Origin of the sequence: Afipia massiliensis, from assembly GCF_014203115.1 — a bacterium.
In the GTDB taxonomy this organism is placed as follows: Bacteria; Pseudomonadota; Alphaproteobacteria; order Rhizobiales; family Xanthobacteraceae; genus Afipia; species Afipia massiliensis.
This window is the reverse complement of sequence record NZ_JACHIJ010000002.1, coordinates 834865-857580: the sequence shown is the minus strand read 5'-3', so window position 1 is coordinate 857580 and position 22716 is coordinate 834865. Positions and strand designations below refer to the sequence as shown.

Genomic DNA, 22716 nt, shown 5'->3' with positions numbered 1-22716 from the left:
ATGAAGGCCGCGATGGGCGCGGCCGATCCGACAAGGAGCACCGTCATGACGACCGACCACGACCGCACCGAGGCCACGCCATCCGTCACCGAACACGCGCTCGACGAACTTCAGCTTTACGGTTACCGCCCCTTCGAGGACGAGCCGGACACGCGACCACTTCCCGAAGGGCGCATGATCGCAGGCGCCGTCGCCGACATCTTCGACGCTCTCGTCGTGAGCCTGCGCGACACCAGGCTCGAGCCGGACCTCGACGATCTGCTCTGGTCGACCGTCAACATCTTTCACCGTGCCGGCGAGAGGATCGCACACCAGCTCGACGACAACGAACAGGCGCAGCGGCGCTGCCAGACCGAACAGGACGGCAGCGAGATTCGCTCGGTCGAACTCGAACGCCTCATCGCCGAAGGTCTCACCCTTGTCGAGCGCCGCAACAGCATGGAGCTGTTCCGCGATCAGTCCGCCGACCTCTACGCCCGGTACAGCGGGTCGCACTGGCATCCGCGCTCCGGATCGAAGGTCAGCCATCGCACGATGACGGCCGCGATGATCGACAGTCGCGACTTCATCGCGGCAAAACGCCGAGCCGAAACCGAGATCATGCTGCCGCCAGGTCCGAAGGTCGCCTTCAGCGGTGGCGCTGACTGCAACGATCATCACGCCATCTGGGGTCGACTCGATCAGGTCCACACCAGGCATCCCGACATGGTGCTGTTGCATGGCGGATCGCCGAAGGGCGCCGAACGCATTGCCGCCCGCTGGGCCGATCACCGCAAGGTTCCGCAGATCGCATATCGCCCCGATTGGGACAGGCACGCCAAGGCCGCGCCGTTCAAGCGCAACGATGCAATGCTCGCGGCCTTGCCGATCGGCGTTCTGGTCACACCCGGTACGGGAATCCAGGCGAACATCATCGACAAGGCTCGTCGTCTTGGCATCCCGGTGTTCAAGATCGGCAAACCCGCCACCGCGGGCGGCGCGTAAGCGCCGCCTCAGTTTCCGAAAATCACAATGCGCGACTGGCGCGACGGCTCGCCGCGCCATGCGGATCTGCGTCACCACTATGACGACGACAGCAGGAATTCGCTTGGTGGGCACAGTGCCATCCATTACACCTATCAACGTGCCGTGGAGGTGGTGGAAGGCACAAACCCTGTCATTCTGTCACGGGAGCATCCACCCATGCTTACGCTCGCGATTCCACTCAGCATCGTCGGCCTCGGCGTCTTCTGCTGGATTCTTTACAGCCTTGCCGTCTATGCGTTGCCGTTCTTCATCGGTCTGTCCGTCGCTTTCTATGCTCACGTGACCGGAGCCGGAGCGGCCGGTGCGATCATCCTCGGCCTTCTCAGCGCCGGCTTCGTTCTCGCTATCGGACAAACGGCGTTCGCGACTGCGCATTCACCTGTCCTGCGCATTGTTCTGGGATTGACGTTTACCATTCCGGCGTCGCTCGCCGGTTATTATGCGAGCCTCACGCTTGGAGGACTCACGATCCCATCCGAGGGATGGCGCCATGTCTTCGCGCTTGTCGACGCTGTTGCCATCGGCGCGACGGCCTGGCTGCGCCTTGCAGCGATGCCCGCCGGTGTGGAGGCATATCGTCTGCCCGTCCAGTCATAGCGTTGGCGGCTCGGCAACCAGAACGCATGGTATCCCGGCCGTCTTCGGTTCGCCGCTGATCGGCACGATGACGGTGTCGGCAACGACCATCGAGACCGGGCACGTTATCGGATCGCTGCCGGCCGCGCGTCGGCCCGGACGAGAAGCGGGCCAGACGCGCGTGCGTGTCTTTGCTGCTCTCGGGCGGCGAATACGACGCTATCGCCGTGCCAGGTGAGGGATGCGCCGGCGCGCTTTTGACCTTTGCTTCTGGGCGCGTTCGCCGCGTCTCCTTGCCTGATCCTGTTCCGAGAAGCGCGTCCATTCACGTCTACGATGGCCTGACCTTGGCCGGACAACGGCTGCGCCTCGATCGACTGGCCGCAATGCCGTCGTTCAACTTTCTTCCCCTGGCGGCTGCGCCGCCATTCCTCGCGAGACAAGAAAGTTGCCCGCCTGGCATCCTCCGCTGCGCTTCGGTCCTAAAAGCGGATGCGGCGTCGCTCGTCTCCAGCCAGTCGGTCGCCATCGAGACCGCGATGGTCGCGGCTCGGAAACAGAGAGCAAGGAGAACTATCATGGCGAACATCGGCACCTTCACGAAGACCGAAAACGGCTTCACCGGCGAGATCGTCACCCTCAGCCTCAAGGCCAAGAACGTCCGCCTCGTCGGTGAACCGGCGAGCAGCAACGAGAACGCGCCGTCCCACCGCATCTATGTCGGCCGAGTCGAGATCGGCGCCGCTTGGGCCAAGCGCTCCACCGAGGGTCGCCCGTATCACTCGGTCAAGCTCGACGACCCGAGCTTCACCGGCCCAATCTACGCGAACCTGGTCGAAGACGAGGCCGGCGAGACGCAGACGCTGATCTGGTCCCGCCCCCGCAAGGCCAACGCCGACTGACCAGCCGGCTCCCGATGCCCCGCCGCAAGGCGGGGCATCGCTCCTGTCCTGCTTCCAGGTCGCGGCCTCCGCACGGCCGCGCGGCCTTTTTCGCGCTCAGCAGAGAGTCATCGCTTAGCTCTTGCCGCGCGCCGAAGTGCGCCGCAGCAATTCGTCAGGTTCGATGCCGAGGACGTTTGCCAGCTTCTCGACCGTGTCGATGCTGGCGGCATAGGTGCCGCGCTCCAGCGAACTGATATAAGTCCGGTCGACGTCCGCATCATGCGCCAGCGCCTCTTGCGACAGGCTTTTGGCCTGCCGGGCACGGCGCAGATTGCGAGCAAACACGTCCCGTAAACGCATGCGGTGAGTGTTCGGCTTGTAGAGTATTCCACCACGGAGTATTTTCGACAAAATGCTCCAGCCCGCCGTTCCAAACTCCAAGGCTCGCCTCGGGACTGTCGGGTTTGGAAGCGCCAGCGGACAACCAGGTCCTTGATAGTCGCAATTCTGTCATGGCGGCGCGGCATCTCTGTCTTAGGGTCGCCCGCCATCCATGCTCAATCGGAATGGACCACCTATGGCGACAGACGCTTTCGATGATCAACCGCCCGATGTGCCGCATCTGACGCCCTACGATGAGGGGCATGTCGAGATCTACCTTCGCTTGCTCGATGCCGATCACGAAGGGGCCGATTGGCGCGAGGCGGTGCAGATCATCTTCGGGATTGATCCGGACAAAGAGCCCGAACGCGCGCGGCGCGTGCATGACAGCCATCTTGCACGGGCGCGCTGGATGACCACAACCGGCTATCGCGGCTTCCTCAAGCCGCCGCAGTAGACTGAAATATCGAACATTTTTGCCGCCGGCTCCCGCCACCGGGGCGGCGTGACCTGCTGCCCCTGCAAAACGCTTTGCACCCGCGACTCTTCTGGCCTGCACAGGTCCCCGGAATACTCCGCAACGGGACGGCCCATGACTCTCTTCACGCAGATTGCTGGAGGTACGGCATGCCGGATCACGGAGGTTGGCGATCAGCCGACGCAAGCGGCTATCTGAAGCACGCGCAGCGTCTCGGACTGGCGTGGGAATTCCTGCGGCGCAATTCTGACTACCGCCGTGATTTCGAGGCGATGAGCCGCATGTTGGAAACCGGAAATCAGAACGATCTGGAGGCGGTCCTGGCGCTCGTTCGGCGCTGGGGCCTGGGCTTTCCCTTGCGACCCGGCGCTCCGGTGCAACCAGGCCCGGGCCGTCTGGGATGTCGCAGTTCAACCCGCGGCCGTCGTGTTCCACACCAGCCCGGTGGCGAGCAGCAGCAGCCTTCATCCCGACGTCTTTCCAAGCGCGGTTCTGGCAATCGCACATAGGGGCAATCAGCACGCGCTGTGGCCTGACAATGGCGATCTCCAGCAGGTCATGATCAGCGGCACGATCGCCGCTGACGCGCCGGTCGCAGCGTCGGTGACGATGGACGCCATTACCCCGCACCGCCTCATTGCTACCCTTCGGGTGTGGCATCGGCTGCAGGGCAATCCTGCGACAAAGCCTGTCCTGCCACTGACGCAACAGCAGCGTCGTCGCCTCATTCTCATGCTGCGTGCGCTTGATGGCTGGCAGGAACATGCGACTTACCGCGAACTTGCGGAAGTCCTTCTCGATCCCGGCGTGCGGCATCAAAGCCGCCGGGACTGGCTGACATCGTCGACGCGGGCGCAGATCATTCGCATCGTCCGTGACGCCATCGGCCGCATGCAAGGCGGCTATCTCGATCTTCTGCTCGGCTACTAGCGCGCAGCCAGCGGACGCCAGCAGTCGCACAGACACCGTGCCGACGTTCTAAGGGGGGATGGACAAAATCACGAGCGCCATCTTCGTCATCCTCCCAAGGCCCCCGATTACGCCAGACTGCGCGCATTCCACCGAGATACGTCGACGGTGGTGGTTTGTTGCGGATCGCGCACCATGGCCGACAAGGATCAATTCGAACGGTTTCTGCGCACGCCGGAGGCGGCTCGTTTGCTCGGGCTTTCGCCGCGGACGCTGGAAAAGCATCGCACCTACGGCACCGGTCCACGTTACCGCAAACTCGGCGGACGTGTCGTCTATGCGATCGCGGATATTCGCGCCTGGGCCGATATTGGCTTGCGGGAGTCGACCAACGATCCCAACGCGCGCGTCATTCCCGCTGCCAAGCCGCTCGTCCTCAAGCTGACACCACGCACGGGCGGGACGCGATGATCATGCTCGCGAACCGCGCAGCCCACACCGCCGATATGCGCACCGATGTCGATCTCGTCTGGCGCGCCAAAAGAATCGAGCATCGCCTACGCTTCGGCCATCCTGCTGCCATTCAGCATCTTGACCGCGAACGCCGGCGCGCAAGCTTTGCGCCCGGAGCCGTCTTCGCCGTGTTGCGCTGGACCGGAAACACCTACGGCACGACCTCGTCGCGGATCGATATCCTGCGCGCCGTCGGACACGGCGAGGGCTTCACCACGGTGCCGCTTGTCGCGCCGGGCGCCGCCGTCCTGTTGTCGCTGACCGCCTGGCCGAAGATCGAACGCGCGCTTCAGGCCATCGATGCCGTCGAGGCTCTCGGTATCGACCCTGCCGACGTTGCGCCGGATCACTGGCTGCACATTCACAACCGCCTCAGCGTTGGCGAGACGCCGCGACGCTACACGCCGGGCCGCCATCAGGCCTGGCTGAAACGCCGAAAGATCGCGCTATGAATCCCCGCTGGCGCGCCATTCTGATTGCGGCCATCGGCATCGGTGCGATCGGCGCAAGTGCGCCTGACCGCACGCCGCATTACATCTGGAATCTCACACCCAGTATTCCGCGCGGACTCTATCGTCTGGACCCGGACGCAGATGTCACTGTGACGACATTGGTGGCCGTCCGGCTTCCCGAGCCGCTCGCCACCGCGCTCGATCTCAACGGCTACCTGCCGCTTGGCGTCCCGCTTCTCAAACGCGTGGTGGCTTTGCCAGGGCAGGAGGTCTGCCGCGCCAATGTCACCATAACGGTTGATGCGGTCGCGCTGCCTTCGCCATCGCGGCTGCGTGACAGCCGCAATCGTCCGCTTCCGTCATGGCAAGGCTGCCATCGCGTCGGCGACGACGAAATCTTTCTCATGAACTGGGACAGCGACGACAGCCTCGACGGCCGCTACTTCGGCGTCCTGCCGCGCAGCGCGATTATCGCGCGCGCCGTTCCGGTGTGGACCGATGAAGACGGCGACGGCCGCTTCGTCTGGTTCGCGCCAACCGACTGAATTCCGTTCGTATGTAACCAAAGGAGATAACTATGGCGCATATCGGCACGTTCACCCGCACCACTGACGGCTTCACCGGGACCATCAATACGCTGATGCTGAAACGGCATGTGATCGTCATCGTCCCGGCCATCGCCACGGAGTCCGAGAACGCACCAAACTACCGCGCTCTCGCCGAAGATGCTGAAATCGGCGCGGGCTGGAAGCGTCGTAGCGACAAGATAGGCGACTATGTCTCGCTTGTGATCGACGATCCGAGCTTCGTGCAGCCGCTGCGCGCCAATCTGTTTCCCGCGACCAGCGACGGCAAGACCTTCCATCTGATCTGGACCCGTCCCACACGGCGTCAAGCCGCGGCCTGACAGGCGTCAGGGCTGAAGCAGGCGAGGGCGACACAATGCGTAAACCTTCCTCTGTCGTGGTGCGATCACACGTGACCACGGCGCGCCGCAAACAACCTCTTCTGCGCACCGTCATTGTCGCCGCCGTCTGCGTTCTTTCCGTTCCGGCCCATCCCGAACCAGTTCCAGGCGCTGCATCCGATCACCGCTCCCGCTACGAGCCCATCGTGACGGAAGCAGCCGAGCGCTTTGCCATTCCGCCCATCTGGATTCGCGCGGTCATGGACGTCGAAAGCCACGGCGATGCGCACGCGTTGTCATCGAAAGGCGCCATCGGCCTGATGCAGGTCATGCCGAAAACCTACGATGCCCTACGCGTCCGGTATGCGCTTGGAGGCGATCCCTACGATCCCCACGACAACATCATGGCGGGCGCAGCGTACTTGCGCGAAATGTTCGACCGCTTCGGCGCCTCCGGCTTTCTCGCCGCCTACAATGCAGGACCGGAACGCTATCAGGACTATCTGACCACCGCGCGGCCGTTGCCGCTGGAAACGCGCGCCTATGTCGCCCGGCTCGCTGTGCGGTTGGCCGGAACACTGCCAGCCGTCAGCGACACCATCGACCTGGCGCAGGATCAGGAATGGCCCGCGTCTGCGCTCTTCGCCAAACGCGCCGAGCGCAGCCAGAGCGACACCGCCAGCATGCTGGTCAAGACATCGAGATCACCAGCCAAAGACACAGGCGCATCACAAGCGAAACCATTCTCGCCGTCACGCGAAGCACTCTTCATCCCGCTTTCCGGCAAGAAAGAGCGGCCATGATGCGCATGCGAATTCATGGCGGCACAGAACGCCTGTCTGCTCATTGCGAACAGGCCATGTCCGCACAAAACCAACGGCAGATTGATGGCAAGATAAAAGAGATGCCCCCGCGCAGGAGCCAAGCCACTGACGTGGCTGGTCTTCCCGCGGGGGCGTCGGTCGGCGCGCGTGCCGCGCGAAGAGAAAGAGCCAACAAGAACAACGCTGTTTTCGGCACCATTGGCGGATTCCCCGGCTCGATGGCGACAACGATGCGCGTCTCGCGGCGGATGCCATGAACGACCGCGACGACGATTTCCGCGTCCGGCCAGGCCGTATCGGCAATCGCGGATCAGGTCGGCACAAACCGTTCGTTCATCAGGTGCTCAGGGCCGCGAAGAAGGAAGGTGGGGAGGGCGGCGGCGGTGTGGCCGGCCGGCGCCGCGGATCGCGGTTCGGGCGCGGCGGAGCATCCTTCGGCCGCAGCCGGCTGCTCGGCGCGCAGCGGCGCGTGGTGATCAAGGCGAGGATCGTGCGGAATTCATCGCAGCAGGCGCGAACGGCGCCGCTGAGCGCACACGTCGCGTACCTCAAGCGAGACGGCGTCACCCAGGATGGCAGCCACGGCCGCATGTTCGACGCCGCAGGCGACGATACCGACGACAAGGCGTTCATGGCGCGCTGCGGCGGCGACCGGCATCATTTCCGTTTCATCATCTCGCCTGAGGACTCCGGCGAGATGAGCGACCTGCGTGCCTTCACCCGCGATCTCGTCGGGCAGATGGAGCACGATCTCGGGACGAGACTGGATTGGGTTGCTATCGACCATTGGAACACCGACAATTCGCATGTCCACCTCCTGGTCCGCGGCGTCACGCAGGATGGCGGCGATCTTGTGATCGCGCGTGATTACATCAGCCGCGGTTTGCGATCTCGGGCCGAAGATCTGGTCGCGCTCGAACTCGGCCCCAAGCCCGAGCATGCCATTCGCTCCGGGCTGGAACGCGAGGTCGAGGCGGAGCGATGGACGCGGCTCGACACCGAGATCCGGCGCGAAGCAAACGAGGCCGGTCTGATCGATCTTCGGCCGCCCGAAGCCAGTGCGGGCGATGGGCAGATCCGCCGCCTGATGGTCGGGCGTTTGCAGCGTCTCGAGCGCATGGGATTGGCATCTGCGGATGGCCCCGGCCGGTGGACGCTCAGGCCTGACGCCGAGACCGTGCTGCGCGACCTCGCGGTTCGCGGCGACATTATCAAGACCATGCACCGCGCGATGACGGGGCAGGGTCAAGAGAGGGCAATGGGCGACTATGTCATCGAGACTGCGCATGCGCCGTCTCCTGTCATCGGCCGTCTGATCGAGACCGGCCTGCACGATGAATTGAGCGGGCAGGCCTATGCCGTCATCGACGGCGTTGACGGGCGCATCCATCACGTCCGGTTTGCTGCGACTGGCGCTTTGGCGAATGCTTCGCCTCCGGGCGGTTTGGTTGAAGTTCGCCGTTTCGGACGCGCTGATGATCGGTCTCTCACGTTGAGCCTGGTGTCACGTTCCGACGTCGATCTCACGGTTCAGATCACAGCTCGCGGGGCGACCTGGCTCGATCACCGTTTGGTGGCGAAAGATGCGGCGACGTTTGCATTGGGAGGTTTTGGCGCAGAGGCGCGCCAGGCGATGGAGGAGCGCACGGCGCATCTTGTCGGCGAGGGACTGGCCCGCCGCTACGGTGACCGCGTCGTGCTCGCACGGGATCTCTTGGCGACGCTTCGCCGCCAGGAGATCGATGCCGTCGCCGCGGGCCTTGCTGGTGAGACTGGACGGCCCTACCGACCAGCAGAAACCGGCGAGCAGATTTCAGGACAATATATCCGCCGCCTCAGCCTGACCTCCGGCCGCTTTGCCATGATTGACGATGGCTTCGGATTCAGCCTCGTTCCCTGGTCGCCGTCGCTGGAACGGCATGTTGGCCGGCACGTCGCAGGTCTTGCACGCGCCGACGGCGGTGTCGAATGGGGCTTTGGGCGCTCACGAGGACTGGGCCGCTGACCTATTGAAGTGGCCGGGGCGGGTTCGCGGCGCTTCTCGTTCTGGTATAGTGGCCGGACATCCAGGAGGCTCCCATGACCGAGAAGCCGATGGCATCTCGCCAAAGTCTCACCGATTGGAAAGACGAGATGCGCGAGGAACTTGATCGGGCGCTGGCGCGCGAAGAGCGCCTGCGCGCCGCTTGGCGTGAAGAGCGACGTCGCAAGTTAGCGAACCGCAACGAGCAGTCAACGATCGTCGACCCGGCCCGCCGCAAGGGCAACGCCTGAGACGCAGCGTGTGCCGCGCATTCGCGATAGCTTCCACACATCGCGATATCCTCAGACTGTCAGATCAGTATCTGCACGCCATCTCCGCCGTTTCTACGATGGTCGGCCGGTGAGGGTTGTTTTCCGTGAGCGGCGTCGCTTCCTTGGCACGCATCCGCATCCCGGAAGAGCAAGCCCGTGCCAGCAACCAAGGTCCTGTGGGGCCAGATTGTCGTCGTCTTCTCGATCGTACTCATGACAACATGGGGCGCGACACAGTGGACAGCGTGGCGACTTGCCTATCAGTTCGAACTCGGACGGCCGTGGACTGAGATCGGTCACTTTCCTGTCTATCCGCCGCCCGCCTTCTTCTGGTGGTGGTTTTCGTTCGACGCCTATGCGCCGGGTATCTTCGTCGAAGGGGCCTGCATTGCCGCCTCGGGCGGATTCATCGCCGCAGCTATTGCGATCGCAATGTCCGTCTGGCGCGCCCGCGAGGCCCGCGAGTCGCAGACCTATGGATCGGCGCGCTGGGCCAGCGAAGATGAAATCAGGGCCGCCGGTTTGTTTGCGCCCGACGGCGTCATGCTCGGACGGCTTGAGCGTGCCTATGTCCGGCACGACGGCCCCGAGCATGTGCTCTGCTATGCGCCCACCCGCAGCGGTAAAGGCGTTGGCCTTGTCGTACCGACATTGCTGACCTGGCCGGGAAGCTGCATCGTCCACGATATCAAAGGTGAAAACTGGCAGCTCACCGCCGGGTGGCGCGCGCGCTTCGGCCGTGTCCTTTTGTTCGATCCGACCAATCCGGATTCGACACCCTACAACCCACTGTTGGAAGTCCGTCGCGGTGACAGCGAGGTCCGTGACGTTCAGAACATTGCCGACATCCTGGTCGATCCTGAAGGCGCGCTCGAGCGCCGCAACCACTGGGAAAAGACCAGTCATGCGCTGCTGGTCGGCGCTATCCTCCATGTGCTCTACGCCGAGCCCGACAAGACGCTCGCTGGCGTCGCCAATATTCTGTCCGATCCGAAACGTCCCATCGAGACAACGTTGCGCGCCATGATGGCGACGCTGCATCTCGGCGACCGCGTGCATCCGGTCGTGGCGTCGGCGGCGAGGGAACTACTCAACAAGTCCGAGAACGAGCGATCTGGCGTGCTCTCCACCGCCATGTCGTTCCTCGGGCTCTATCGCGATCCGGTTGTTGCCAAGGTGACGGCGTGCGGCGACTGGCGGATCACCGATCTCGTCGAAGGAGAATTGCCGATCACGCTCTATCTCGTGGTGCCGCCGTCCGATATCTCGCGGACAAAGCCGCTCATTCGCTTGATCCTGAACCAGATCGGCCGGCGCTTGACGGAAGACCTTCATGCCAAATCGAAACGCCGCCGTCTGCTGCTAATGCTCGACGAATTCCCGGCGCTCGGCCGCCTCGACTTCTTCGAGTCCGCGCTCGCCTTCATGGCCGGGTACAACATCAAGTCTTTCCTGATCGCGCAATCTCTCAACCAGATCGAGAAAGCCTACGGCCAGAGCAATTCGATCATGGACAATTGTCATGTCCGGGTCGCCTTCGCCAGCAATGATGAACGCACCGCCAAGCGCATATCCGACGCTTTGGGAACCGCGACCGAATTGAGGGCCATGAAAAATTATGCCGGTCATCGGCTGTCGCCGTGGCTTGGCCATCTTATGGTCTCTCGTCAGGAAACAGCACGACCGTTGCTGACCACGGGCGAAGTAATGCAACTGCCGCCGACAGACGAAGTGGTTCTCGTTGCTGGTCTGGCGCCGATCCGCGCCAAGAAAGTACGCTATTTCGAAGATCGCCGTCTGAGCGGCCGGGTGCTGCCGCCACCGAAACCAGGCGCATCCGAGCGGCAAGACGGGGGCCGACAGCAACGCGTCGATGACTGGTCGGCACTGCCGGCGCCGAAGTCATCAGCTTCGCGCGACGTCGAAAGTTACGCCCGCGACGCTTCTGCTGATGGCGGCATCCGGCGCGAGCCCGCCTTGTCCGAGCACGAGGCAATCGCACCTGAAGCACCGCCACCGGCCACGGAATTCGCCATTGTCGACGATGATGCCGAAGAGGACGTGAAGCGGGTGACCACGGTGCGGCGGTACGTTCGCACAGTCGCGCGCCAGGCCGCGATGGATCCTGACGACGGAGTTGCACTTTAAAGGAGCCGGAATGAGAGAGCGGATCAACGTCTATGTCCCGCCCGAACTGTTGCGCCAGCTTATCGATCTGTCGGAACGCAAGCGCGTGTCGCGCAGTGCCATTGTCGAGGCGGCCGTCTCATCCTTCCTTTCGCCGGACGGTTCCGAGCGCATGGAGGCAGCGCTCGCCCGCAGGCTCGATCGCTTGACGCGGCAGGTGCAGCGGCTCGAACGCGATGTGACCATTGGAACTGAGACGCTCGCTCTGTTCATCCGTTTCTGGCTCACCGTAACGCCCGGATTGCCTGCTGACGCCCAGGCCAGCGCGCAGGCGATGGGACGGGAGCGGTTCGAGAACTTCGTCGAGACCCTCGGACGCCGGCTCAGCAGGGGGGCTAGCTTTCTGCAAGAGGCTCCGTTCGAGGGGATACGAAGGTCTGATCCTGCGGCCGGGCAGTCGGATTAACTGACGCCGGCGAATGGTCAGGAAAGCCAGATTGGGGCGGGTAGGCGGAATGACCAGATGCCCCTTTGAATCCCATCCAAGAATCTTTTGCAGGTTAGGTGGCGGTCAGTTGTCTTTTAACTGTGCGTTAGTGATTGCGGCGTGCCGCAGCGCTGACGCTTGGCTTGTTTGGAGTCGTCGGGGTACTCGTGCGAATTCGTCGTATAGAAATCACGTGCAGATGGCGATGGGCGAGGAGGGGATTGCTTTGCTTGGGCGTATCGATGGCCGCACTTGTCGGCGGCGTTGGCATCTCACAGCCTGTCTCGGCGGCAAACGCCAGTAATTCAGTGGTCTCTACCAAGCCGGCGGTGACCGCGACCGGGAAAGTGGAGCGAGGGCAGGCAGAAGAAGGGAAGGAGGGGCAAGGGAGAGTTGCCTCACCTGCCGGCGCGGTGCGACCGTCGGTGTCGCCTCAAAAGTTCGAGATCGATGATTTCGCCATCGAGGGCGGAAATAGCCTGTCTCAGATCGAGATCGAAGAAGCGGTCTATCCGTTCCTGGGACCGAACAAAACGGCCGAGGATGTCGAAAAGGCGCGGGCCGCGCTGGAGAAAGCATATCACGACAAGGGATTTCAGACCGTCAGTGTCTCTATCCCGGAGCAGAACTCCCAGCGCAAAGTCATTACGCTGAAGGTTGTCGAACTCAAGGTCGGGCGTCTACGAGTTAAGAATTCGCGCTATTTCGACCTTGAGAGGATTAAGACCCGTGCCGAATCCCTGAAAGAGGGTGTCGTTCCCAACTTCAATGACGTAACGAAGGACATTGTTGCGCTCAACCAATGGCCGGATCGTCGTGTGACACCGGCGCTTCGCGCGGGGGTAACCCCCGGTACGGTGGATGTCGATCTCAATGTCGAGGACACCGCACCGATCCATGCCAGCGTCGAATACAACAATCGTCAATCGCCGAGTACGACGGCGACGCGGTTTATCGGGACGGTGCGCTACGATAATCTCTGGCAGCTTGGGCATTCGGCAAGTTTCATCTATCAGGTGGCGCCCGAGCGCCCTGATGATGCCAAGGTGTTTTCGGGCTCGTACCTAGCGCGCATTCCAAGTGTGGAATGGCTCAGCTTCCTCACCTATGGCGTGAAATCGAGCAGTAGTGTTGCGACGGTCGGCGGCGCCAATATTGTCGGTCCGGGTGAGATTGTCGGCAGTCGCGCCATCATCACATTGCCGCCGCGGGACAGGTTCTTTCACTCCCTGTCGGTTGGTCTTGACTACAAGCACTTCCAGCAGACCGTGACGCTAGGATCCGGTGGGTTCTCCTCACCCGTGACCTACTACCCCCTCTTGGCAAGCTACGGTTCGACTTTCCAGGGTGAAAAGTTCACGACGCAGTTCAATGCCTCGATCACCTACAACATGCGGCCAATCAGCAGTGACTGGGAGGCCTTCGATGCGAAACGATACTATGCGTCGGCAAGTTTCACCCACTTCAACGCCGATGTGTCCCATACCCAGGAACTGCCGGAGGGCTTCCAATTGTGGGGCAAGGTTCAGGGGCAGATCGCCGATGGGCCGCTCGTCTCGAGCGAGCAGTTTAGCGCCGGCGGCTTTGACACCGTCCGCGGATATCTCGAATCCGAGGTGCTTGGCGACAACGGCGTGGCTGGCAATATCGAGCTGCGCAGCCCCAATATAGGCCAATTGTTGCAAAGCCATGTAAAGGACGAGACCGGGCAGGGGGCGCCGCGCTTCACGACCTTCAACGACTGGCGGTTCTTTGCCTTCGCCGATGGCGCGCGTGCGGAGACGTTGAAACCATTGCCGGACCAGCAGTCGCACTTCAACCTGTGGAGCTACGGCGTCGGCACGCGCTTCAAGTTGTTCAATTACGTCAATGGCGTCGTCGCCTATTCTGTGCCGATGGTCACGCAAGCGTACACGCGCGCCAACGATCCGCGTTTCAATTTCCGCATTTGGGGTGAATTCTGATGACAACGAAGCTGGGTCGGTGCCGGGGTGAGATGCGTCCGCGTAAACCAGGTTTTATTCGGCGGGCGACCGGAAGGGGCATCGCCGCGATGTTGTTCGGGCTTGTTGGCGCGCTGACATTGTCGTCACCGGCGAAAGCGTGGTGGAACGATGAATGGTCGATGCGCAAGAAGATTACCATCGACGCCAGCGCGTCGGGCGCCAACATCACCGATCCGATCGGGACTACACCTGTTTTGATCCGGCTGCATGCGGGTAACTTCCGTTTCGCCTCGGCGAAGGATGACGGCAGTGATCTTCGCTTCGTGGCCGGCGACGACAAGACGCCGCTCAAGCACCACATTGAGAAGTATGATCCGCTGCTGGCCGAGGGCCTGATGTGGGTCTCGGTGCCAAATGTACAGGCGGGTGCCAAGATCGAGATCTGGCTCTACTCTGGTAACAAGAAGGCGGCTTCAACGAGCGACGCCAAAGGTACCTATGATCCAGACACGCTGCTGATCTATCACTTCAACCAGCGCGGCACCCCCTCGCTGGATTCTTCGGTATGGGCCAATAACGCGCAGAGCGTGGGGCAGCCTGCAGACGGGTCGATCATCGGCACGGGTCTTCGTCTGACGGGGGCTGCGCCGCTTGCACTGCCGGCGTCGCCGTCGCTGGTACTGCCTTCGGGCAGTCCCTTCACCTTCTCGGCCTGGATCAAACCGGCTGTGTTGCAGCCGAATACGGCACTTTACAGTCGCCGTGATCCAGGCGCCGGCAATGCGCTCGTGATCGGACTTGATAGCGGCGTGCCGTTCGTCGAGGTAACCAATGCCGGCACCGTTCAGCGTAGCGGCGCGGGCGCGCCGGTTGCGCCGAACAGCTGGCATCATCTCGCGGTCATTGCCAGCAACGGTCAAGTCACGCTGTCCCTTGACGGAGCGCCTTACGCGTCGGTGGCGGCATCGCTACCGGCCCTGAATACGATTTCCCTGATCGGGGGTGACACCGCGACCTCCGGTGCCGCGCCCGTGGCGGTGCCGTCCGCAACCGAGCAGCCCGATACCCCAGCTGCGCAGGGGGCGGACGGCAGCGCGGCGCCTGCGGCAGATGTGCCTGCGACCACTATCGTTCCAGGTATGGCAGGCTTCATCGGCGATCTCGACGAACTGCATATCGACAAGGTGGCGCGGCCGGCAGGCTTTATCAGGTTCGCTGCTATCGGGCAGGGGCCGGAAACGGCCAAGCTGATTGCCTTTAGTGGTGATGAAGAGACCGCAAGCTGGCTCTCCGGCTACTTCGCGGTGATCCTCAAGTCGGTGACCCTCGACGGCTGGATCGTGATTGGCATTCTTGTCATCATGGCGGTGTTGAGTTGGGTCGTGATGTATGACCGCACCACCTATCTCGGCAAGCAGGCTAAAGCCAACGCTGTGTTCATGAAGCACTTCCGTGAAGTTGCAGACGATCTGACGGTGCTTGATCAGGCGGACGACAAGAGTGCGGCGACGCTGGGCGGCCGTCTGAACGCGAACGACGCTGAGACGATGAAGTTGTCTTCACTATATCGCATTTATCACATCGGTGCGCAGGAGCTTCGTCATCGTTTTGCCCGCAGCGGGGTCCGTGCGCGGTTCCTATCGGCTGCCTCGATTGCCGCGATTCGGGCTTCGCTCGACAGCGGCGTGGTCAAGGAGATCCAGCGGCTCAATCGGCAGATGGTGGTGCTGACGATTGCCATTTCCGGCGGTCCGTTCCTTGGCCTGCTTGGCACTGTGGTCGGCGTCATGATCACTTTTGCTGCGATCGCAGAATCTGGTGACGTCAACGTCAATGCGATCGCGCCCGGCATCGCGGCGGCGCTGGTGGCAACGGTCGCGGGTCTCGGCGTCGCGATCCCGGCGCTATTTGGCTACAACTACCTGATTTCCCGCATCAAGGAATTGACCAACGACATCCAGGTGTTCGTCGATGAGTTCGTCACCAGAATGGCGGAAGCCTATGATGCCGAGCGCCCCGATCCGATCGATCACCGCATGGCGGCGGAGTAATCACCATGCAGGTGCAGAGCGACTCCAAGCCGTACGATGACATCAACATCACGCCGATGCTCGATCTCGCCTACGTGCTGCTGGTGATCTTTATTATCATGACCACGGCGACGGTGCAGGGGCAGAAGGTTAATCTGCCGAAGGCTTCCGCTGCGCCGTCGCTGGCGACACAGACCACCAAGGCGATCACGGTGGCGAATGACGGCAAGATCTTCCTCGACACCATTCCGGTGACGCTGCCTGAACTCGAGCAGCGGCTGGTGCAGCAGAAGGCGCTGACACCTGAGTTTCCGGTGGTTCTGCGCGGTGATGCGCAGGCGCAGTACCAGAGCGTGATGGATGTGCTCGATCTGCTTGGCCGGATTGGTCTCAACCAGGTCGGGCTTGCGACGAAGCCATTGGTGAAGTGAGGCGGAGACCGGCGTGCGCACGATAGGCAATCATCCTGAGTCCAGCATCGCAGGGAGAACGCATGACACTGTATCAGCTTTTCATGTGCTGGCTGATCGTCAACGAGCTCGTCGTGGTCGTGGTCATCTTGCGCGCGGCGGATCGGAAAGGTTCGGCGGCACCGGCTACGGAGAGCCGTGCGATGCGACCAGTCCGCTAGTGAAGTGAGGGAGGATCAGATGCAGGCCGCATCCACGCAGAATATTGCCGAACTCGCCGGTCCCGGCGGAGGGCTGCTGCCGCGTCTGCGGGCGTGGTTCGCAAGAGGCACCACGATGTATGCAGCCGTGCTTCGTCACGATGGCGCGGCGGAGGATGCGCGGGTGGTCGATACCAGTGTCCGTAATGGGGGTGTCGATCGGCGTGGCGGCACGATGCAGGCCGGCGTGCCTGCGCCGGAGCAGGGCGCTCAACGGCCGACAGCCGTCCTGTTGCCGTTTCCGATTCACGGCGAGGCGCTGATGGTCAGGCTGGCGGAGCAGTTGCGCGCGCGCATTGCACGCAGTGGCGTCAATCGCGATTCATTCGTGTTGACGATGTGGCGGCGGCGGTATGTGCGCCTCATCATCGATGGCGCGGCTCAACTCGAGTTTTGCCCCGAGACGGACATCTATCGTCTTGTCATCGGCACCGAGCGAGACATACGGATCATCGTCGAGACAACGGATTTCGACTCCGTGGTGAGATTCATCGCGCAGTATGTCACCGACCGCCTTTCCGGTGAGTTGACAGGAGAGGTCGCGTCGTGAGCCTGCTGGCCAAAATCAGGAATCGGCTGAACGTAAAAGCGGACACCTCGGCCAACGAGGATGGCGAGGGCCGCAAGCCGAATCTGCGCTATGGCGGGGCGCTGGCCGCGATCGCGCTGGTGCTGAGCGGGACCATTTATCTGTTCGTCGGCCACGACGACGCTCCGCTGCCGCGCCAGGTGCGCGAACTGGCCGTCACCGTGGTGGTGCCGCCCCCGCCACCTCCACCGCCCCCGCAGAAGTTGCCCGAGCAGAAGATGATCGAGCAGCCCAAGATGGCGGAACCCGAATTCAAGGAAGACAAGCCGGTCGACACGCCAAAGGATGAGCCGGCCAAAGATGCCAAGAACGACGATGCGCCGGGGCCGCTCTCGCTTGACGCGATGGCGACTGGACCGGGTGATCTGTTCAATCTTGGCGGTAAGCCTGGCGGCAGCCCGTATGGTGGAGGGGGCGGCGGCGGTAGTCGCTGGGGGTGGTACGGCTCGATTGTGACCGCGCAGGTGGAGTCCGCGCTGCGTTCCAACCCCAAGACCCGTCTGGTGGTTGCGACTATCCAGATCCGACTGTGGGCCGATGGCTCGGGCCGGATAACCAGGGTTGTTCTGACGCCATCGACTGGTGATGCCGAGGTTGATGCAGCGATTCGAAACGAGGTGCTTGGTGGCCTCGCGCTCCGCGAACCTCCGCCCAAAGACATGCCGATGCCGATCGTTACGCGCTGGATCGCGCGGCGTCCGAGTTGAGCTTCCGAGAAAGAACCATGCGTAGAGTGACTGGGGGACTAATGTCTGTGACTATGTTGAATGTGCACCAGCGACCGATGTCGCTTGCTGTCTCGTTATGCGCGCTGATGTGTGCATCGTCGGCATTCGCTCAAAACGCGATAAGCGAGGACAACACTCGGGCGAGCCGGGAGCCGTCACGGAGACCGACCGTCTCGCAATCAGCGCCGACATCACCGAGCACGACCGTCAACCTGCTCAATCTCATGGTGAAGCGCAAGATTGTTTCCCAGGAGGAGGCCGACGCCCTGATCAAACAGGCTGAAAATGAAGCTTATGTATCACGTCAGGCTGCGAAGGATGCGACGGCCAAGGCTGACGAGGCGGCCAAAGCCGCAACGGTGGCCACAGCGGCCGCCAATCCTCCTGGAACTAGGCATGTTGCCTATGTCCCGGAAATCGTCAAACGACAGTTACGCGAAGACATTAAACGGGAGGTGATGGCAAAGGCTGAAAAAGAAAACTGGGCGTCGCCTGGCCTCTATCCGGAATGGGCGCAACGTATCCACTTCTATGGGGATGCGCGCGCGCGCTATCAGGGCGCTTTCTTTCCGACCGGAAACAATCCGCTCGGCCTTTACAACTTCAATGCCATCAACACTGGCTCGCCCTTCGACAACAGCATAGGCAATCCGTACTACCCACCGACTTATAACACGGCGGAGAACCGCGATCAGTTCCGTTTCCGCGCGCGGCTCGGCATGGATGCGGACCTGTCCCATGGCTTCACCGCCGGTTTGCGGCTTGCCACGGGCGAGAACAGCTCACCGGTTTCGACCAACCAGACATTCGGAGCAAACGGGGGCAATTTTTCGAAGTATGCGCTTTGGCTCGATCGTGCAAACCTCAAATGGAAAAACGAAGACCTTGCGCTATCAATCGGTAGGTTCGACAGCCCGTTCTGGTCGCCGACCGATCTCGTCTGGCACCGCGACCTTGGATTTGACGGGGTCGCTTTTCAGGCCAAGCACGAAGTCATGCAGGGCTTCACGCCTTTCGTGGCTGCGGGTGCGTTCCCGATCTACAACACCGACTTCAATGCCGGCATCAACCTCAGCACTCAGGGTGCCAGCGCCGGTGATCCCAACGCGGGCCTGCCGAGAAAGTTCGCGAGCCAAGACAAGTGGCTGTTTGGCGCTCAGGCCGGGCTGAAGGGCAAGATTGATGAGGTCCATTCGTTCACCATGGGCGCTGCCTATTACGACTTCACCAAGGTCCAGGGTCGCCTCTCTAGGCCATGCACCGTGGCCTCCACTGCAGACGTTTGCGACACCGACATCCTGCGTCCGTCCTTCGCGCAGAAAGGCAACACCTACATGCTGCTGCGCGATATCATCGCGGATCCAATCGGAATCGGGAACGACAATGGCACGAAGAGCCAGTACCAGTATTTTGGGCTCGCAAGCCAGTATCGTCCTCTGGTCGTTAGCGGTCAGTTCGACTTCGGCGAATTCCATCCGACCCACATCGTCGTTGATGGCGAGTACGTGATCAACACTGCCTTTAATCGTGCCCTGTTGAACCAGACCGCGGTGAACAATCGCGGCCCTGATATCGCGAAGGGCGTGCCAGGCCCCTTCCAAGGCGGAAACCAGGGTTGGCTCGCGCGCGTGACCGTAGGCGACAAGCAGATCAAGCGGTTCGGCGATTGGAATGTTCATGCCGGTTACAAGTACCTCGAATCGGATGCGACCATCGACGCGTTCGTGGACTCCGATTTCGGTCTTGGCGGCACCAACCTCAAAGGTTATTTCGTCGGCGCGAACGTCGGTCTCAGCGACAATGTCTGGGCCAGCCTGCGCTGGATGAGCGCAAATAGTATCGCCGGCGCGAGTTATGCCGTCGATGTTCTCCAAGTTGACGTCAGCGCGAAATTCTAATCATGACCAGGCGAATCTTCATTGTCGTGGCGACTGTGATAGCGGCTCTTGGCGCGGTCGCGAGCGCCCCTGCACAGTCGCAGTCGCAGTCGGAGGCCGATCGTCTGCGCGATGCATTGCGTGCTGCGACGGCGCAGGCCCGCCAGCTCGAGGACGAGCGTGCCGCGCTTCAGGGCAAGATCGCTGAGGCCGAACGCGAGAAGGCAGCGGCCAAGGCCCAGATCGATGCCGCGAAAGCCGAGGTGCGGCGAGTCCGGAAGGAGCAGCGTGAGGCGATCGATGAGTTCAACAGACGGCTCGCCGAGCGAGATGAGACGCTCGAGAAATGGAAAGCCGCCTATGAAGAGGCCGCGACTGTTGCCCGCACCAAGGACGCCGAGCGTGCAAGGTTCGAAGGCGAGGCCAAGGCCTACAAGGCAAGCGCAAAAAGCTGTGGCGGCAAGAACAAGGAACTCCTGAAGGCCGGTGGCGAGCTGCTGGAGCGCTACAAGTCAGTGACCGTCGGCGACGCATTCGTAGCGCAGGAGCCGATGTTCGGCCTGGGTCGGGTCGAAGTGCAAAACCAGATTCAGACCACCTGCGACCGGATCCTCGACCAGCGGGTGCAACAGTGATGAACTGTGAAACAAGGAGCAGGGGCGTGACCAACTGCATCGCAATGCTGACGCGGGTCGCCGCGGGAGTGATCATGCTCTGTGGCCTAGCAACGCAAGGCGGTGCGCAGACGCCGCGACCGGCCCAGCCGGCCCAGGCAAGACCCGTTGTGGTGCAAACGGCGCCGGCGACCCAACCTGCGTTCACGGCCGTGACCCAAGGCGCGGTCCCACCACGCACGAGGTCGGCCGACATCGTCGCGCGGGTTGGCAACTCCGAGGTCTCGATCGAGGAGATCATGGCCTATGTCGCAAACCTCAGCGCGCGCGAGCAGGCCGCGGTCAACCAGGATCCGGCATTGTTGAGCCAGGCCGTCCGCGCGCTCCTCGCCAACCGCCTAGTCCTGCAGGAGCTGCTTTCCAAGAAGTGGGATCAGCAGCCGAACGTCGCGGCGCAGCTTGATCGCTTGCGGGAGACCGCGCTGGCCGAACTCTATTTGCAGTCGGTCTCCGTGCCGCCGGCAAATTATCCGAGCGACGACGAACTGCAGAAGGTCTACGACGCCAACCGGGACGCTCTCTTGGTGCCGCGTCAGTTTCAGCTCGCGCAGATCTTCGTAGCTGTACCCAAAGGCAGCGATAGGGCGGCCGAGGACAACGCAAAAAAGGTGGTTGACGATCTTCAGCGGAAGCTGAAAGTCGGGAGCGACTTCGCTGGCCTCGCTAACGAGAACGGTGCAAAGAATGGCGGAGATCTTGGGTGGATCGCCGAGCAGCAAATTCGTCCTGAAATTCGCAATCAAGTCATGGGGCTTGCGAAGAATGCCCTCTCTGAGCCGATCAGACTGGACGACGGTTGGCATATTCTCAAGCTGATCGACACGAAAGCGTCCTATACGCGCACGCTGCCTGAAGTAAAGGAAGCGCTCGTTCAGCAAATGCGCAGCGAACAGGCGTCCGTCCTGCGCCGCGCCTATCTTGCCGATCTCCTCAAGAAGTCGCCGCCCGCCATCAACGAGATCGCCTTGTCCAAGGTCTTGCACGACGCCAGCGGGGCGAAACGGTGAGGGGTGCGATGTCGTCAGTATTGAGAAGGGATATCGAGACGATTCGAAGGGCGCTTGCTGCTCGCGGCTATAGGAGCGAGGTGGCGTCCATATGGCGTAGAGGCGAGCTCCGTCCAGGAAGTGCGCTCGCCATCCAGTTTGGCGAGGCCACCGCGGCTGGATCGAACGGCCATTCGCGGCTGTTCATTGATGGCATCGTCCAAATCAACGCGGACGAGCAGGCCTCTCAAGGTCTGGTCCATCTGGTGATCGAGAAGGCGGACCAGGTGATCACCGACCGTTCACTTGAGCTTAGCTTGAAGATTGATCTGCATTTGGCCATAGACGCAAACTGTCGCTTGCCGAATGAATTGCGACTTGGCGTGTCCGCAATTCAAAGCGGATACGCCTATCGGCATCTTGTGGGGTTGCTCGCGGATGCCAATGAGACCATCAGGTCTCTCCCGCTTGGTCAGCAACGGAGAAGTGGCGGTAGCCCAGCCGCGAGCATCGAAGCACGTATGGTCGGCGATCTCGCTATCGGTCGCACTGGGCTTGCGCAGTCGAGTCTGCAGACCTTCTCGCAAAATTACCGGGACAGTGTGCTTTCCGCCTGTAATTGGCTGCAACAACGCGCTCTGCCGGAGCTTCGACTCGTCATGCGTGACCTGGCGGGAACGCGATACGGATCCAAGCGTCAGCCGGGTCGGTCTCCGATCGCGAACGACCCTGTTGTCCTTCCCGGGTTCCATGAAGCAACCAACTCGGTTCTCGAACCGCAGACGGCCCAATAATTGGGCTGCTTGACATCGATCATCTTTCAGGGAGACCGCACGTGACCGAAACGATCCTCACCGAAATCACTCTTCAGGCGTTGCGCGAGGCGTTCCAGGACGCCGGCTTCCGCGTCGAAGAGCTGAACGATCCGGTAGCCAATCTGCCGTATCTTCGTTCCGCAACCGGTGGCATGCCGTTCGATGTTCGCCCCGGCAACCGCTCGGCGATCGGGACCGACAGATATGTGGATGTCGGCTTGATCACCGTGTTCCAGGTACAGGGCGAACTCCCACTTGAGATCGTCAACCGCTGGAATGCGACGCGCCGTTTCGGTCGCGTTCAAATAAGTCCGCCATTCCTAGCCCTGCATTTAGATATCTCTGTAGCGGGCGGTGTCACGCATCGATTTCTGCGCACCCAGCTTGAGCTCTGGGACCATCTGATCCAGCAGCTCATCAGCTATCTTCGTGACGAGCTGCAGAAGCTTCCGGCAGCAGGATCCGCTGTATCGGCAGATCAAAACGCGACACCGGAAATGATCCGATCCAGCTTCGAGTTGCCCGCTGACGCATAAAGCAGC

Annotated in this window: 28 protein-coding genes; 27 read left to right on the top strand and 1 reads right to left on the bottom strand. The window is 62.0% G+C overall.

Annotated elements, in window-relative coordinates; genetic code table 11:
* Positions 1-45: 45 nt before the first annotated feature.
* The 3 genes from HNQ36_RS09050 to HNQ36_RS09040 all read left to right on the top strand — a co-directional run bounded on the left by HNQ36_RS09050 (position 46) and on the right by HNQ36_RS09040 (position 2504).
* The gene (locus HNQ36_RS09050) at positions 46-984 is read left to right on the top strand and encodes a DUF2493 domain-containing protein (RefSeq protein WP_184083915.1); all 939 of its coding nucleotides are present in this window, start codon (positions 46-48) and stop codon (positions 982-984) included.
* A 27-nt stretch (positions 985-1011) separates the two neighbouring features.
* Complete coding sequence (locus HNQ36_RS09045) at positions 1012-1623, top strand: hypothetical protein (RefSeq protein WP_051472561.1); 612 nt, start codon at positions 1012-1014, stop codon at positions 1621-1623.
* A gap of 557 nt (positions 1624-2180) precedes the next feature.
* Positions 2181-2504 (top strand): DUF736 domain-containing protein, encoded by a 324-nt coding sequence (locus HNQ36_RS09040; protein ID WP_184084148.1) that lies wholly within the window; start codon positions 2181-2183, stop codon positions 2502-2504.
* Positions 2505-2618: 114 nt separating this feature from the next.
* On the opposite strand, the gene HNQ36_RS09035 is transcribed toward HNQ36_RS09040, so the two are convergent.
* Positions 2619-2846: a helix-turn-helix domain-containing protein gene (locus HNQ36_RS09035; protein ID WP_024922051.1), complete on the bottom strand. Its 228-nt coding sequence runs from the start codon at positions 2844-2846 to the stop codon at positions 2619-2621.
* Positions 2847-3063: 217 nt separating this feature from the next.
* Between HNQ36_RS09035 and HNQ36_RS09030 the strand changes: the two genes are divergently transcribed.
* From HNQ36_RS09030 to HNQ36_RS08920, 24 genes are all read left to right on the top strand, one after another.
* Positions 3064-3324, top strand: coding sequence for a DNA -binding domain-containing protein (locus HNQ36_RS09030; protein WP_024922050.1), 261 nt, complete (start codon positions 3064-3066; stop codon positions 3322-3324).
* Between the two features lie 170 nt (positions 3325-3494).
* Positions 3495-3854 (top strand): transcriptional regulator domain-containing protein, encoded by a 360-nt coding sequence (locus HNQ36_RS26650; protein ID WP_425991103.1) that lies wholly within the window; start codon positions 3495-3497, stop codon positions 3852-3854.
* The gene (locus tag HNQ36_RS26555; RefSeq protein WP_160166494.1) at positions 3772-4275 is read left to right on the top strand and encodes a DUF2285 domain-containing protein; all 504 of its coding nucleotides are present in this window, start codon (positions 3772-3774) and stop codon (positions 4273-4275) included. The genes HNQ36_RS26650 and HNQ36_RS26555 overlap by 83 nt, the downstream gene beginning before the upstream one ends.
* A 174-nt stretch (positions 4276-4449) precedes the next feature.
* The gene (locus tag HNQ36_RS09020; RefSeq protein ID WP_024922047.1) at positions 4450-4725 is read left to right on the top strand and encodes a helix-turn-helix transcriptional regulator; all 276 of its coding nucleotides are present in this window, start codon (positions 4450-4452) and stop codon (positions 4723-4725) included.
* Positions 4722-5219 carry a DUF2840 domain-containing protein gene (locus tag HNQ36_RS09015; protein WP_024927785.1) on the top strand — a complete coding sequence of 166 codons (498 nt, stop codon included), beginning with the start codon at positions 4722-4724 and terminating at the stop codon, positions 5217-5219. Before HNQ36_RS09020 ends, HNQ36_RS09015 begins: the two co-directional genes overlap by 4 nt.
* Complete coding sequence (locus HNQ36_RS09010) at positions 5216-5764, top strand: S26 family signal peptidase (protein ID WP_184083913.1); 549 nt, start codon at positions 5216-5218, stop codon at positions 5762-5764. Before HNQ36_RS09015 ends, HNQ36_RS09010 begins: the two co-directional genes overlap by 4 nt.
* Positions 5765-5796: 32 nt before the next feature.
* Positions 5797-6126, top strand: a complete 330-nt coding sequence (locus tag HNQ36_RS09005) for a DUF736 domain-containing protein (RefSeq protein WP_184083911.1) — start codon at positions 5797-5799, stop codon at positions 6124-6126.
* Between the two features lie 35 nt (positions 6127-6161).
* Positions 6162-6929, top strand: coding sequence for a lytic transglycosylase domain-containing protein (locus HNQ36_RS09000; RefSeq protein WP_184083909.1), 768 nt, complete (start codon positions 6162-6164; stop codon positions 6927-6929).
* Positions 6926-7207 (top strand): hypothetical protein, encoded by a 282-nt coding sequence (locus tag HNQ36_RS08995; RefSeq protein ID WP_210311956.1) that lies wholly within the window; start codon positions 6926-6928, stop codon positions 7205-7207. The genes HNQ36_RS09000 and HNQ36_RS08995 overlap by 4 nt, the downstream gene beginning before the upstream one ends.
* Complete coding sequence (locus HNQ36_RS08990; protein WP_184083905.1) at positions 7204-8955, top strand: relaxase/mobilization nuclease domain-containing protein; 1752 nt, start codon at positions 7204-7206, stop codon at positions 8953-8955. The genes HNQ36_RS08995 and HNQ36_RS08990 overlap by 4 nt, the downstream gene beginning before the upstream one ends.
* Positions 8956-9029: 74 nt before the next feature.
* Entirely contained in the window at positions 9030-9224 is a 195-nt protein-coding gene (locus HNQ36_RS08985) for a hypothetical protein (RefSeq protein WP_024921625.1), read from the top strand.
* 177 nt (positions 9225-9401) lie between these two features.
* Entirely contained in the window at positions 9402-11393 is a 1992-nt protein-coding gene (locus tag HNQ36_RS08980) for an IncP-type conjugal transfer protein TraG (protein ID WP_184083902.1), read from the top strand.
* 10 nt (positions 11394-11403) lie between these two features.
* On the top strand, positions 11404-11838 hold the full coding sequence (locus HNQ36_RS08975; RefSeq protein ID WP_024921623.1) for a ribbon-helix-helix domain-containing protein: 435 nt from the start codon (positions 11404-11406) through the stop codon (positions 11836-11838).
* 263 nt (positions 11839-12101) lie between these two features.
* The gene (locus tag HNQ36_RS08970; RefSeq protein WP_081758536.1) at positions 12102-13823 is read left to right on the top strand and encodes a ShlB/FhaC/HecB family hemolysin secretion/activation protein; all 1722 of its coding nucleotides are present in this window, start codon (positions 12102-12104) and stop codon (positions 13821-13823) included.
* Positions 13823-15856, top strand: coding sequence for a DUF2341 domain-containing protein (locus HNQ36_RS08965; RefSeq protein ID WP_024921621.1), 2034 nt, complete (start codon positions 13823-13825; stop codon positions 15854-15856). Before HNQ36_RS08970 ends, HNQ36_RS08965 begins: the two co-directional genes overlap by 1 nt.
* Before the next feature lie 5 nt (positions 15857-15861).
* The gene (locus tag HNQ36_RS08960; protein ID WP_024921620.1) at positions 15862-16266 is read left to right on the top strand and encodes an ExbD/TolR family protein; all 405 of its coding nucleotides are present in this window, start codon (positions 15862-15864) and stop codon (positions 16264-16266) included.
* 62 nt (positions 16267-16328) lie between these two features.
* Entirely contained in the window at positions 16329-16466 is a 138-nt protein-coding gene (locus HNQ36_RS08955; protein ID WP_160166490.1) for a hypothetical protein, read from the top strand.
* Between the two features lie 19 nt (positions 16467-16485).
* On the top strand, positions 16486-17055 hold the full coding sequence (locus tag HNQ36_RS08950) for a hypothetical protein (protein ID WP_024921619.1): 570 nt from the start codon (positions 16486-16488) through the stop codon (positions 17053-17055).
* Positions 17052-17801: an energy transducer TonB gene (locus HNQ36_RS08945; RefSeq protein ID WP_184083900.1), complete on the top strand. Its 750-nt coding sequence runs from the start codon at positions 17052-17054 to the stop codon at positions 17799-17801. The genes HNQ36_RS08950 and HNQ36_RS08945 overlap by 4 nt, the downstream gene beginning before the upstream one ends.
* Positions 17802-17842: 41 nt before the next feature.
* Complete coding sequence (locus tag HNQ36_RS08940) at positions 17843-19720, top strand: putative porin (protein ID WP_024921617.1); 1878 nt, start codon at positions 17843-17845, stop codon at positions 19718-19720.
* A gap of 2 nt (positions 19721-19722) precedes the next feature.
* Positions 19723-20334 carry a hypothetical protein gene (locus tag HNQ36_RS08935; RefSeq protein WP_034459607.1) on the top strand — a complete coding sequence of 204 codons (612 nt, stop codon included), beginning with the start codon at positions 19723-19725 and terminating at the stop codon, positions 20332-20334.
* 26 nt (positions 20335-20360) lie between these two features.
* Positions 20361-21380 (top strand): peptidylprolyl isomerase, encoded by a 1020-nt coding sequence (locus tag HNQ36_RS08930; RefSeq protein ID WP_244434405.1) that lies wholly within the window; start codon positions 20361-20363, stop codon positions 21378-21380.
* An 8-nt stretch (positions 21381-21388) separates the two neighbouring features.
* Entirely contained in the window at positions 21389-22153 is a 765-nt protein-coding gene (locus HNQ36_RS08925) for a hypothetical protein (protein ID WP_152544212.1), read from the top strand.
* A 41-nt stretch (positions 22154-22194) separates the two neighbouring features.
* Entirely contained in the window at positions 22195-22710 is a 516-nt protein-coding gene (locus tag HNQ36_RS08920) for a YbjN domain-containing protein (RefSeq protein ID WP_024921613.1), read from the top strand.
* Positions 22711-22716: the final 6 nt, after the last annotated feature.

Excerpts from the sequence above, each read along its gene's own strand:
- HNQ36_RS09050 (WP_184083915.1), top strand. The coding sequence starts at position 46 with ATGACGACCGACCACGACCGCACCGAGGCCACGCCATCCGTCACCGAA.
- HNQ36_RS09045 (WP_051472561.1), top strand. The coding sequence starts at position 1,012 with ATGCGCGACTGGCGCGACGGCTCGCCGCGCCATGCGGATCTGCGTCAC.
- HNQ36_RS09040 (WP_184084148.1), top strand. The coding sequence starts at position 2,181 with ATGGCGAACATCGGCACCTTCACGAAGACCGAAAACGGCTTCACCGGC.
- HNQ36_RS09035 (WP_024922051.1), bottom strand. The coding sequence starts at position 2,846 with ATGCGTTTACGGGACGTGTTTGCTCGCAATCTGCGCCGTGCCCGGCAG.
- HNQ36_RS09030 (WP_024922050.1), top strand. The coding sequence starts at position 3,064 with ATGGCGACAGACGCTTTCGATGATCAACCGCCCGATGTGCCGCATCTG.
- HNQ36_RS26650 (WP_425991103.1), top strand. The coding sequence starts at position 3,495 with ATGCCGGATCACGGAGGTTGGCGATCAGCCGACGCAAGCGGCTATCTG.
- HNQ36_RS09020 (WP_024922047.1), top strand. The coding sequence starts at position 4,450 with ATGGCCGACAAGGATCAATTCGAACGGTTTCTGCGCACGCCGGAGGCG.
- HNQ36_RS09015 (WP_024927785.1), top strand. The coding sequence starts at position 4,722 with ATGATCATGCTCGCGAACCGCGCAGCCCACACCGCCGATATGCGCACC.
- HNQ36_RS09010 (WP_184083913.1), top strand. The coding sequence starts at position 5,216 with ATGAATCCCCGCTGGCGCGCCATTCTGATTGCGGCCATCGGCATCGGT.
- HNQ36_RS09005 (WP_184083911.1), top strand. The coding sequence starts at position 5,797 with ATGGCGCATATCGGCACGTTCACCCGCACCACTGACGGCTTCACCGGG.
- HNQ36_RS09000 (WP_184083909.1), top strand. The coding sequence starts at position 6,162 with ATGCGTAAACCTTCCTCTGTCGTGGTGCGATCACACGTGACCACGGCG.
- HNQ36_RS08995 (WP_210311956.1), top strand. The coding sequence starts at position 6,926 with ATGATGCGCATGCGAATTCATGGCGGCACAGAACGCCTGTCTGCTCAT.
- HNQ36_RS08990 (WP_184083905.1), top strand. The coding sequence starts at position 7,204 with ATGAACGACCGCGACGACGATTTCCGCGTCCGGCCAGGCCGTATCGGC.
- HNQ36_RS08985 (WP_024921625.1), top strand. The coding sequence starts at position 9,030 with ATGACCGAGAAGCCGATGGCATCTCGCCAAAGTCTCACCGATTGGAAA.
- HNQ36_RS08975 (WP_024921623.1), top strand. The coding sequence starts at position 11,404 with ATGAGAGAGCGGATCAACGTCTATGTCCCGCCCGAACTGTTGCGCCAG.
- HNQ36_RS08970 (WP_081758536.1), top strand. The coding sequence starts at position 12,102 with ATGGCCGCACTTGTCGGCGGCGTTGGCATCTCACAGCCTGTCTCGGCG.
- HNQ36_RS08965 (WP_024921621.1), top strand. The coding sequence starts at position 13,823 with ATGACAACGAAGCTGGGTCGGTGCCGGGGTGAGATGCGTCCGCGTAAA.
- HNQ36_RS08960 (WP_024921620.1), top strand. The coding sequence starts at position 15,862 with ATGCAGGTGCAGAGCGACTCCAAGCCGTACGATGACATCAACATCACG.
- HNQ36_RS08955 (WP_160166490.1), top strand. The coding sequence starts at position 16,329 with ATGACACTGTATCAGCTTTTCATGTGCTGGCTGATCGTCAACGAGCTC.
- HNQ36_RS08950 (WP_024921619.1), top strand. The coding sequence starts at position 16,486 with ATGCAGGCCGCATCCACGCAGAATATTGCCGAACTCGCCGGTCCCGGC.
- HNQ36_RS08940 (WP_024921617.1), top strand. The coding sequence starts at position 17,843 with ATGTCTGTGACTATGTTGAATGTGCACCAGCGACCGATGTCGCTTGCT.
- HNQ36_RS08935 (WP_034459607.1), top strand. The coding sequence starts at position 19,723 with ATGACCAGGCGAATCTTCATTGTCGTGGCGACTGTGATAGCGGCTCTT.
- HNQ36_RS08925 (WP_152544212.1), top strand. The coding sequence starts at position 21,389 with ATGTCGTCAGTATTGAGAAGGGATATCGAGACGATTCGAAGGGCGCTT.